General features: G+C 64.3%; 10 protein-coding genes and 3 pseudogenes. 5 read left to right on the top strand and 8 right to left on the bottom strand.

Annotated features, from left to right (window positions below; genetic code table 11):
• Positions 1 to 80: 80 nt before the first annotated feature.
• Positions 81 to 863 carry a NucA/NucB deoxyribonuclease domain-containing protein gene (locus NBG84_RS41275; RefSeq protein ID WP_250924064.1) on the top strand — a complete coding sequence of 261 codons (783 nt, stop codon included), beginning with the start codon at positions 81 to 83 and terminating at the stop codon, positions 861 to 863.
• 64 nt (positions 864 to 927) lie between these two features.
• On the opposite strand, the gene NBG84_RS36805 is transcribed toward NBG84_RS41275, so the two are convergent.
• Positions 928 to 1,395, bottom strand: coding sequence for a Haze protective factor 1 (locus NBG84_RS36805; RefSeq protein WP_250924063.1), 468 nt, complete (start codon positions 1,393 to 1,395; stop codon positions 928 to 930).
• Between the two features lie 272 nt (positions 1,396 to 1,667).
• Here NBG84_RS36805 and NBG84_RS36800 point away from each other — a divergent pair, with 272 nt between their 5' ends.
• Positions 1,668 to 2,354 carry an HNH endonuclease family protein gene (locus tag NBG84_RS36800; protein ID WP_250924062.1) on the top strand — a complete coding sequence of 229 codons (687 nt, stop codon included), beginning with the start codon at positions 1,668 to 1,670 and terminating at the stop codon, positions 2,352 to 2,354.
• Positions 2,355 to 2,468: 114 nt separating this feature from the next.
• On the opposite strand, the gene NBG84_RS36795 is transcribed toward NBG84_RS36800, so the two are convergent.
• The 3 genes from NBG84_RS36795 to NBG84_RS36785 all read right to left on the bottom strand — a co-directional run bounded on the left by NBG84_RS36795 (position 2,469) and on the right by NBG84_RS36785 (position 4,437).
• The gene (locus NBG84_RS36795) at positions 2,469 to 2,915 is read right to left on the bottom strand and encodes a hypothetical protein (RefSeq protein WP_250924061.1); all 447 of its coding nucleotides are present in this window, start codon (positions 2,913 to 2,915) and stop codon (positions 2,469 to 2,471) included.
• A complete protein-coding gene (locus NBG84_RS36790) occupies positions 2,912 to 3,991 on the bottom strand; it encodes a helix-turn-helix domain-containing protein (protein WP_250924060.1) in 1,080 nt (359 codons plus the stop codon). Before NBG84_RS36790 ends, NBG84_RS36795 begins: the two co-directional genes overlap by 4 nt.
• 179 nt (positions 3,992 to 4,170) lie before the next feature.
• Positions 4,171 to 4,437: a hypothetical protein gene (locus tag NBG84_RS36785; RefSeq protein WP_250924059.1), complete on the bottom strand. Its 267-nt coding sequence runs from the start codon at positions 4,435 to 4,437 to the stop codon at positions 4,171 to 4,173.
• Positions 4,438 to 4,821: 384 nt separating this feature from the next.
• Here NBG84_RS36785 and NBG84_RS36780 point away from each other — a divergent pair, with 384 nt between their 5' ends.
• The 3 genes and pseudogenes from NBG84_RS36780 to NBG84_RS36770 form a co-directional block, all read left to right on the top strand.
• Positions 4,822 to 5,580 carry a hypothetical protein gene (locus tag NBG84_RS36780; protein WP_250924058.1) on the top strand — a complete coding sequence of 253 codons (759 nt, stop codon included), beginning with the start codon at positions 4,822 to 4,824 and terminating at the stop codon, positions 5,578 to 5,580.
• 204 nt (positions 5,581 to 5,784) lie between these two features.
• Positions 5,785 to 6,993, top strand: a pseudogene (locus NBG84_RS36775) (IS256 family transposase).
• A 115-nt stretch (positions 6,994 to 7,108) separates the two neighbouring features.
• Positions 7,109 to 7,210, top strand: a pseudogene (locus NBG84_RS36770) (telomere-protecting terminal protein Tpg); the annotation flags it as partial.
• A 96-nt stretch (positions 7,211 to 7,306) separates the two neighbouring features.
• Here the strand turns inward: NBG84_RS36770 and NBG84_RS36765 are convergent.
• The 4 genes and pseudogenes from NBG84_RS36765 to NBG84_RS36750 form a co-directional block, all read right to left on the bottom strand.
• On the bottom strand, positions 7,307 to 7,870 hold the full coding sequence (locus NBG84_RS36765) for a YcxB family protein (protein ID WP_250924057.1): 564 nt from the start codon (positions 7,868 to 7,870) through the stop codon (positions 7,307 to 7,309).
• Between the two features lie 1,292 nt (positions 7,871 to 9,162).
• The gene (locus tag NBG84_RS36760; RefSeq protein ID WP_425608766.1) at positions 9,163 to 9,804 is read right to left on the bottom strand and encodes an HNH endonuclease family protein; all 642 of its coding nucleotides are present in this window, start codon (positions 9,802 to 9,804) and stop codon (positions 9,163 to 9,165) included.
• Positions 9,725 to 10,042, bottom strand: a pseudogene (locus NBG84_RS36755) (transposase); the annotation flags it as partial. The pseudogene NBG84_RS36755 and the gene NBG84_RS36760, both read right to left, overlap by 80 nt.
• A gap of 17 nt (positions 10,043 to 10,059) precedes the next feature.
• Positions 10,060 to 10,543: transposase (locus tag NBG84_RS36750; protein WP_250924056.1), on the bottom strand; the 484-nt coding region annotated here is incomplete at its 5' end.

Genomic DNA, 10,543 nt, shown 5'->3' with positions numbered 1-10,543 from the left:
GTCCTTCCTCGCCCACACCGGCCTGACCATCCACCCACCAAACCCACCGAACTTACGAAAAGATCAGTAAGTACACCGAGGTGAAAGCAACCGGGATCTACAGCGCCGCAGGCTCCACGCTGACCTTGCACCCCACTGCCAGCACTCCGTGTACCAGCAACGTCGTCAACCCTGACGGCCCCTCCCGCACCGACAGCGTCCTCGCCTGGGAAGGAGCCGTCACGGCCTACAACGTCAAGTCCGCTGAAGCCGGCGGTGATCAAACCCGGATCGACAAGATCGCCCATTGCGCATCCCAGACGCGCTACAAGGCCACGGCCCCGAATGGCACCACGCCGTGGAGTGACGGTCCGACGGTGACCTCCCGTTTTGACTCCGCCGCCTACATGGCCCAGTACGGAGTCAAGGGAGCCATATTCTCCAATGTGCTCCCCTGGTACCAGTACGCCCGCACGGATGCCTCCGTCAAGTCCGTGGCCGAGCACATCTTCGACGCCCTCTACCTACCGCAGCTCACCTACCCGGTGAAGCCCAACAAGGACATCCCGGGCAATGTGTGGAACGGTGAGTACCAGCCGATCCACCGGAACTTCCCCAACTTCAACGCCGCGTCGGCGACAGTCGCCAGGAAGAACCTGAACGCCAAGAACGCGGCTTGCCGCCCCCTTCAGAGCAACCCCGGGGAGCAGTGCGATGAGTTCCCCTTCGCGTCCACCAAAGAAGGAGCAGGTAAGGGCGACGGAAACTTCTCCGTCCGCTACGTCCCTGGGTCAGAAAACGGATCAGCGGGAGCCAAGCTCGCGGTTTGGTACGGACAAGACCGCATCATCGACGGTGACGCCTACGGCTTCCGGGTGAAGTAACCGCCACCTCACCACAACAACGACGGAGGGCTCCCCTGATCCCAGGGGAGCCCTCCCTCTGCATCTACTTCACCGGTGTGAAGACGAAGTGGTACCGCTCCAAACCTTCGATCGGAAAGACGACCCCCATCATTTCCTTGAATCTCGCATCGGCTGTATCGCCCCCGGCACGCCACACCCGCAGGGTGTACCGACAGTTCGCCCGGAGTCGGAACTCAAGCACCGGCCCGTCGATATTGCACAGGATCTGCTCACCCGCGCCCGTGACCCACGGCCACTCACCGAGCAGCTCAAACTCAGGCCCCAGGGTGAGCACAGTCGGGGAAACCTCGATCACCACAGACGCATCGTGAGACTGCGCATTGCTGGTAACCATCGCAATGCCCTGACCCACCCGCACCGGCGTCCCGTCCACCGGCAACTCAGCCCAGAACGGACGCTCCTCCCCCGGCCGCCGCATCTCATCCAGCCCAAAAATCGACCGGTCAATGGTCACAACACCAGTCACACGGATAGTTTCCTCACCAGTCATACAAAGCAGCCTAGGCACACAAGACGCAGCCAAGGCCGCCTTTCCCTCGGATGGCGCGAGAGCGATGTATCCGGTGGCTGATACCCCCACCGCCCTCATATCTGGCGGCCGATGGCTGCCACTTCAGCGATTCCCTGAGAAGGGGGTGGCGCTTGACACATAGCAGCGCTGCGGAACCCGCGCTGTCAGCCCGGGGAGAGCGGGCCATTCATACGAGTGACGTGGTGCCATCCCTATGAACTGGGGCGCCGAGCACCGCTATCCCTGTGATCATGAAGACCAAGAATTTGCTGCGCGCTGCGGTGGCTACCGTTCTCTCCGTTCTCCCCCTTATGACGATGGCCGCACCCACTCATGCGGTTGAAGCCGCTCCGTCGATGGTGGTGGAGCTACCCCTGGGTGTTGCGGTCGGTGAACTGCCGGTCGCGGTCGAGGACCGCACCGGCTACAACCGCGACAGTTTCAAGCACTGGAACACCGGTCTGAACGCCACCGATGGGTGCAACACCCGGGCGGAGGTCCTGATCGCTGAGGCCGTCTCCGCGCCGACTGTCGGTGCGCGATGTTCATTGACCGGCGGCTCCTGGTGGTCCTACTACGACGACACCACCGTCACCAGCGCAGGAGCGCTAGACATCGACCATATGGTTCCGCTCGCCGAGGCCTGGGACTCCGGAGCCTCAGAATGGACCGCTGCCCGCAGGGAGGCCTACGCCAACGACCAGGGCGCGGCGGCGTCGTTGGTCGCGGTCACCGCACGCTCCAACCGGCAGAAGTCGGACCAGGACCCGGCCGACTGGCTGCCTCCGTCGGCCGACGCGCTGTGTCAGTATGCGTCGGAGTGGACGGCGACCAAGCTCCGCTGGAACCTCGCCATCGACGAAGACGAGCAGCACCGCCTGTACTTCATCGCGGCCGGCTGCACCGACACCACCGTCACCTACGAACCCGCCCCCTGACCTGCCACCGACCGTCGAGATCCCGCTCCCGCGCGAATCGCGCGGGAGCGGGATCTCTGCGTGGGGTGGATCCGGGGTTTCAGGACCTCACGCCCTTCACCCCCGCTTGCGGGGTCAGGCTGGTTGTCGGGTGAGGAGGTAGCGGATCTTGGAGGCGTCGTGGCCGGTGGCGTCGGCGATGGCGGTGACGTCGTGCCCGCGGGTGTGAAGGACAGCCGCGTCGTACTGGAGTGGACAGCCGGCGGTCAGCGGGAGAGGGCAGCCGCGGCTACCGGTGCTGGCGACCAGTTGGCTCCAGGCGACAGCAGCAGGCCGGGGACACCCGACAACGAAAGGCCAGTGCATCGCGATCAACCCAAAAGCGGTCTGCACGGCCCTCTGCGCGGCAAGGGTGCTGAGGTGTGCGCTGGCGTAGGTGAGGTAGATCGGGCTGTGGAGAGTGTGGAAGGCCTCCAGCGCCGGTGGCATGAGGAGCCTCATCAACCGGCTGTCAGGCACATGTGCCACGGACAGCCGTGTCCTGCGGGGGTTGGGTTGGCGGGTGGGGGCACGGACGGTCATGGGCTTACTCCAAGTCCGAACATGGCGGCAAAGGGCGTGTCAGCAGGTGTCGTGGTCGGATGGAAGCAGCTGACCGTGGGTCCGGGGTGGGCGCTAGCGGCTTCCCAGAGGGGGCGGATGAGGTCCGGGCTGCCGCCCATAGCGGTCACTAGGTCGGTAACCTTGCGCCAGTTGGTGAGGCGGGTCCCAGCGAGGAGGCCGGTGACATCGGCCTGAGTGACGGCGTAGTTAGCGCGGGAGGCCAGAGTCTCCGGGGTGAGATGGCCCGCCGCGAGGTTCATACCGCGTAGCGCGGCGTGAAGGTTCCCCGGACGGGTGACGCGGTAGCCACGAGCGGCTTCCCACAATGGTCGAAGGTCGCCAGGGTCGACATCGCAGGCCCGCGCGAGACGGCGGGTGACTTTCCAGGAAGGGAGACGTTCGCCGGCAACGACTCGGTAGACGTAGGAGCGGTCGACCCGCGCCGCTTCACCCAGCGCGGTGAAGGTCAATCCACTCTCTCGGTGCAGGCGGGACATGGCCTGGCTGAACAGCTTGGCCGGCGAGTCGGGAAGAGAGGTGTCCGCTGGGGGGCTCTCCGTCGAGCGCGGCGCGGGTTCCGGGTGACGTCGGCTGAGGGGTCTGTCTGTGGAGGGCTCGTTGCCGGTGCCAGCCGATGGGGAGGAGGAATCGCGCTTGCGTCGACGGGCCCGGCTGTCCTTCCATCGGTTCAGCGTGTCCGCGCTGACATGCAACCTTTTACTCATCTCGCCCGAGGTGATCTTCCGGTCGTGTGCCTGTTGCACCACCGCCCCACGCAGATGCGCGCCGTCGTCCAAGGCTTGGCATAGTTCGATCAGCGCCGCCTGCGGTTGACAGGCCGCCACCAACTGCACCACGGTCGCCACCCGCCGCTCCAACTCCCGTGCGAGCTCGAGAGCTTGAGCGTCGTGATCGTTGCGTGGGCGGTCCTGCTGATATTTGCGATACTTCACACCGCACTTGTCCGAGCAGTAACGGCGCCGGCGGCCGGCCGGTTTCTGCTCGACACTCTCCTCGCAGCCGGCAGCGAGGCACTCCTGACCTGTTGAGGTCATCAGCTCTGCATTCTCTTTCGGGGATTACTCGCGGAATACCGCGTACGGAAATGGGCAACTTTTCGCCGACGGTGCCCAACGTCCCACCTCATGAGAGCGGCAGGACGCGCACCTGGGCACGGCGGACAGGCCGGGTGAGGCGGGCACGGAAAGCTTCCCGCCCGCCTCACCCCGCAAGCTCACTCCGTACGTAGCCGCTGGTAGCGCAGGTAGGAGCCGCGCATCGACACCATCACGGCAACAGCCGTGAGCACCCCCACCACGGGGCCGGGATAGTGGATCATGATGACAACACCCGCAGGCATCGCCAGAAATGACTGTGTGTTGACCCGAAAGTCACGCAGCACATGGGTTTTGACGTCTGCTCGACGCGGAATGGTACGGTCGGGAACAATCCGCCAGCGGCCCTCTTGGGGCAGTTGGCCGGGCATGTGGTCAGGAGGCATAGAGCCCTCCTCGATCTGTGCGAGTACAGGATGAGTCAGCTCGGAGCTTTGGCAGCAAACCCAGATCCGGGCTGACTCGCCAGACGCTACCCACTCCCCCATACAGCGCACCATCTGTACTGTCCGTTAATGGGACGATGTGCCGTTGACGCTCACCCACAGACGCCACACGGATCGAAACGCTTCCCTCGCTGATCGAACACTGAACGCATATGCAAACATCTGGTCACCAGCGAGATTGCAGCAAACAGTAGGCAACGCAGCGCGCCGACAACCGAACGAGCCGTCAAACACGATCGGGTAGGAGCAATTTCCCCCGACCAGCACCCAACACCCCGCGCAACGCGCTAGATGTGAGGGTCGGTTCGGTGAACGGGGAGAGCGATGGACGTCGGCAACGGGCGCATACTCGCGTGGATCGTAGTGATAGCCGCAGCTGCGGCCTGGGTCCTGTACCGCAGGTGCCAGTACCCAGGGAACTGGTCTCACGCGTTCAGCACCGACTTCACCACCGATCGGCAAACCCTAGCCACGGCACGACGGGAAGTCCACGCACTGCGAACCTCAGCGGCCCTCACCCGCACCCAAGCCACCAGCCAGGCCTACCTAGCGCAGCAGAGATACACCCGGCGCATCGACGCAGCAGAGGAACGCTTACGCACACTGCGCCTCCCTCGGCAGCGCGGAAGAATCGTCGAAGAACTCGGCGACCTGACCTTGTACGAAGAGGCCTTGGTCATGGACGCGGAGCAGATACCCATCAGCGGCCTGAAAGCCCGATTCGAAGGGTCATTCGCCGCCCACTACGTCTACATCACCATGTCCGACGGGCAAGAACGCAGGTTCAAAGTCTCCCGTACCGAGTACGACGAGGACAGAGTCCGAGACTTCGCCAGCCAGATCACCAACACCAGCACCACACATAAGTCATCCCTCGTCCGCAGGGCGCAGGACATTGAGGAAGCCGAAGCCGAGCTGAAGGCCGCCCGCGCCGACACCGAAGATCGGGACAAGGCCCGCCAACTTAAAGCCGAGGTCGCCGAACGCCAGAAGAAGGACAAGCGGCTGGACGCCGCCCGAGCAGAGCTGCAACAAGCGCATGAGGTATGGCACGAACTCACCGGACGCAAGCCGATCTGGTAGCCGCCGGCACGTATCACCCGCCGGTGACAATCGCGCTTCCGTGTGACCGCGGCTTCGTTCAACCTCCTCGGAGGGCATGGTTGCGCAGTGGGCGGAGCAGAGGGGACTGTAAGAAGAACGGTGTAACTCCGATCATGGAGGATTGCACCTGTGACCAGCGAGAACATAGCCGCACCGTCCGAGGTAGGCACCCCGCAGGTAGGCGTGGATGACCGGTTCTTGAACGAACTTGTGGCCCGGGCCCAGGCCGAGGGCGGTCTGCTTCAGCAGTTGACGAAACGGCTGCTGGAGTCCGCCCTTGAGGGCGAGATGACGGATCATCTTGGCTCTGAATGGCACGATCCGGCCGGCAAGAACGGCGGCATCTCGAGGAACGGGAAACGCTCCAAGACGGTCGTCACCGACATTGGCCGGTCGAGATCGACGTGCTGCGGGACCGCGAGGGAGCGTTCGAGCCGCAGATTGTGAAGAAGCGTCAGCGTCGTCTGACCGGCGTCGATGAGATGGTCCTGTCGCTGTCGGCGAAGGGCCTGACCCACGGCGAGATCGCCGCCCATCTGGCCGAGGCCTACGGCGCCGAGGTGTCTGAACAGACCATCTCAACGGTCACCGACTCGGTGATCGAGGGCATGGCCGAGTGGCAGGCCCGCCCGCTCGACCGCGTCTACCCGGTCTTGTTCATCGACTGCATCAACGTGAAGATCCGTGACGGCCAGGTCGCCAACCGCCCGGTCTACATTGCGTTGGCGGTCACGGCGGAGGGCCACCGCGACATCCTCGGATTGTGGACAGGAGGCGAGGGAGGCGAGGGCGCCAAGCACTGGCTTCGGGTCCTTACCGATCTGAAGAACCGCGGAATCGAGGATGTCCTGATGCTCGTCTGCGACGGGCTCAAGGGCCTGCCCGACGCGGTCGGTGAGGTCTGGCCCAGGACGGTCGTCCAGACCTGCGTCGTCCATCTACTGCGGGTGTCGCTCCGCTATACGGGCCGCCAGGATTGGGACAAGATCGCGAAAGCACTGAAGCCGGTCTCTACCGCGCCGACCAAGGGTCGCGGCCACCAGCCGGTTCCTCGAGTTCTGCGAGGAATGGGGCGGCAAATACCCGGCGATCGTGCGGTTGTGGGAGAACGCCTGGGCCGAGTTCGTTCCGTTCCTTCAGTTCGACGCCGAGATCCGCCGGATCGTCTGCACGACCAACGCGATCGAGTCCGTCAACGCCAGGATCCGCCGGGCGGTCCGCGCCCGCGGCCACTTCCCCTCCAAGAACACCGCCCTGAAGTGCGTCTACCTCACGGTGATGTCCCTCGACCCGACCGGCACCGGACGGAAACGCTGGACGACCCGCTGGAAGCGGGCCCCCCAGGCCTTCGACATCGCCTTCGACGGACGCCTCACCAACAACCGAATCTAAGCCTACAAACCAGCCCAGTTACACAGAAATCTTTACAGACCGACGAGACTTCGGAAGGAGCCGGTCGTGACACAGTGCGCGGGGGTGGGCGGTGCGGGCGTCGTCTTCCAGTTGCGAAGGGTTCAAGGACGTCTATTTCCAGGACGGCGGAGGGCGCGCTATGGGACTCTCGGACGTCGCTATCAACGATATCGACTATTTGGATCTCGGCTACTAAAATCTGAGCACTTGTGCCGAGCATTAATTACTGCGCTGAGCCGAAGCAGGATGGTAGTCACAGAGGCGCGCTTGTTGTCACAACGGTGGACATCTGTCACACGCGAGGGGTGTGCAGGTCCAGGACCGCCCGTAGCCGCTCAAGGTCCCCGATCTCGCGTACGCCCCGCTTGGGCAGGACGTCGATGAACATGATGTTGGGATCACGGCTGAGCAGGACAAAATGACCTGCCGTTTCTCGGTAACCCTGGAAAACGGACCACTTCTGGATCAGTGTGCTGTGGTCGGTACGGCATGTGATCCCAGAGGGAGACACGGTAACGCGGTACTCGCCCTGCCATCCGACGATCCGCTGCACGTGGGCGGCTTGCGCCCGCGGGTACCCCCACACCAGCAGGACGACGAACAAGACCAAAACTGTCGAGACCGCGTCGATACTCCCGCGGCCCACGGTGGGGATCAGCCACTGCCCTACCCACAGTAGGAGGAAGACGCCCCGCAGCAGTAGCCCGGTCCGCTTGACCCGCTCGCGGACCCGCAGGCCGACCAGGGTGTCGGGAGACTGGGGCCGGTACGCCAGTTCAACTACGGCCCGCTCGTCCACGACATTGTCAGAGCTTTCCGCTTTGTTGGTGCCTTGGTCGCTGTGGCCTTCGGCCATGGTTCCTCCCGGTACACGACATGCAGATCATAACGAACTGAAGTTCGCTCTCACCCCGGGTCGAAAGCCATCACTCATCCCAAGGGGACCGCAAACGCCGGAGCCGGTGACCACCACCCCGCTTCACGCGGTTCTGGTGACAGACCGCCCGCAGATCCGGTTACTACCAGCGTGCTTTGCTCGATCGAAGCCGCAGATCAGCGGACACCAGTGGTGACAACTCTCGTGCTTCGGCTCACCCGTATCCGGACCCGAAGAACGATGCAGAGCGGGCGGCGAACCGTCAGGCCGCGGACGACTACCAGGTCCAGGAGGAGAATGCGGCCCCCCTCCCCCCAGGCCCGGCTCGACCGCGCGGCGCTCGACCTGCTCGGCACCTGCCGCCGCGACCTATCCACGCTTCGCTCCGTCGTCGCCGAACTCCTCGCCGGGTGCCACGCCGATGCAAAACCCTGCACCCCAGAAGACGGAGACCATAGCTGGCGACTGCTCCAGAAGCTCGCCCCGGTCATCGAGACCGGACACTGCCCCACCTGCGCCCAGCCACTGCCCAATTCCACCCGCCGTCCACGCAAATTTTGCACCGCCCGGTGCCGCAGTAGCGACCAAGCCATGCGCCGCAGGGGTCTCCTTCTCGGGGGTCCCACACGACGCTGCCGCTGCCACGCAAGAGCGTCTACAGCCCAGCGAGAGCTGCCAGGTTGTGAGCCTCACACCCGTTTGCACAGGTCGACGCGGTGATCTGTGAGCCTGTGAGGCAGCCGTCTCAACCGCAATCTCGAAGCTGTCATGGCCGCGCCACGCACAGCCCGCGTCTTTCTGACACCCCTCTGATACCCGAGCTGGCAGGCCTACTGAGACTCCGAGTTCAGCATCAGCCGCGCGCAGGCGTACCGGCTCCTCGACGTCGCCCGCGCCCTGGCCGCGATCCACGATGCTACTACCGCTGACTCATCGCGTGCGAGACACCCACCCGGTCGACTTGCCGCACTCGCCCACAGCGGCCTCCGGCCCTCGGTGAGACTGCGGCGCGTGCCGTGATCCGCCAGACCGTCCGCGGCACTTTGGTCCGATCAACGCCGGCTTCAACAGCTCTGACCTACTCGTGGGACAGACCCTCGTCGAGCTGGGAAACGAACCGACCGCCGCGATCGACCGCATCCGGCAACAGCGGTCTGCCTGGGCATTCAACAACCGGACCTTCGAGAAGTACCTCTCCACCGGCCTCGATGTTGCCTATCTCCCTAGCAGCTGGATACGTCTCCCTGAACAGCGAGAGGTCAAAAAACAAGCTATGGGGCGGTTTGATAGTCCGCTGCTGTGTCGGGGCAGTTTCCCGCAAGCTTCTGCAGCGCTGCTTGCTCGTCGCTATCCACGGTGAGCTTCCAGCGGAGTTTGGTCGCGGTCCAGTCTGCTGCGTAGGTGCAGTGTGTGGAGGAGGCCGGAGGCAGCCACTGGGAAGGGTCCCTGTCGCTCTTGCTCCGATTACTTTTCTCTGTCACCGCGACCAAGCTCCGTGCGGAGTCAAGGTCGTTGGCGTACTGCTCACGTCGCTCAGCCGTCCACGCGGAGGCACCCGAGTCCCACGCCTCGGCCAGCGGCACCATATGGTCCACGTCCAACCTTTTCGCATCGGCGACCTCGACCCCGTCGTAGAACGATGTCCATGCACCACCGCTGAGGACGCACCGCTTGCCCTTAACAGGCTTCGTCGTCGCCTCCACCAGCAGTACCTCCCGACGGGTGTCGCAACCGTCGGCATCCTCATCAGTCCAGTGACGGAAAGCCTCCCGCTCATACCCAGACCGGCTCTCCTTCCCCACCTCTAGTGTGATGCGCCAGAAATCCTGATGGTTAGTTCTGCTCTGTTTGCTGGCTGGTGGTCCCGACCTTGGTGAGATAGTCGGCCAGGGAGTTGAGGATCTCGTCGGCAGTCTTGGTCCAGATGAAGGGCCGTGGGTTCTCGTTCCAAGTGTTGATCCACGCGGTGATGTCGTCCTCCAGGGCCTTCACGGACTTGTGGACGCCGCGGCGGATGAGTTTGTCGGTCAGCAGGCCGAACCATCGCTCCACCTGATTCATCCAGGAGGAGCCGGTGGGGGTGAAGTGGACGTGGAAGCGGGGGTGCTTGCCGAGCCACGTCCTGATCTCGGCGGTGTTGTGGGTGGCGTAGAAGCCCCTATGTTTCGTCAAGCCGCTGAAGCGACCTGGTTGGTGGCTCGGGGCTGGATGTGCCGGTAGAGCTCGCGGGCGACGTACCGCTTCAGGCACCGGATGATCTCGCGCTTGGACATGCCCTCGGCGGTGCGTCGCCGCAGGTACTCCTGGGTGCGTTCGTCCCAGCGTATGCGGGTCTGCACGATGCGGTAGAGGGCGGCGTTGGCCTGGCGGTGGCCTCCGCGGTTCAGGCGTCGGCGTTGAGTCTTGCCGGAGGACTGCTCGACCGGGCTGACGCCGCACAGAGCGGCGAAGGACGCTTCATCGACGAGCCGTTCGGGGTTGTCACCTGCGGCGATGAGGAGGACGGCGGCGCTGTCCGGCCCGACACCGACCAGGTCCAGCATCTGGGGCCGGCAGGCGCGAACGGCCCTGGTGGTGCGGCGGGTGAGCTCTTTGACCTCGTCGGACAGGTGCTGGACGCGGCGGGCGAGCAGGCGCATCGTGAATACGGCC

The organism is Streptomyces albipurpureus (assembly GCF_023701525.1).
Lineage (GTDB): Bacteria > Actinomycetota > Actinomycetes > Streptomycetales > Streptomycetaceae > Streptomyces > Streptomyces albipurpureus.
The sequence above is the reverse complement of the archived record's forward strand: the minus strand, read 5'-3'. Positions and strand labels throughout refer to the sequence as shown.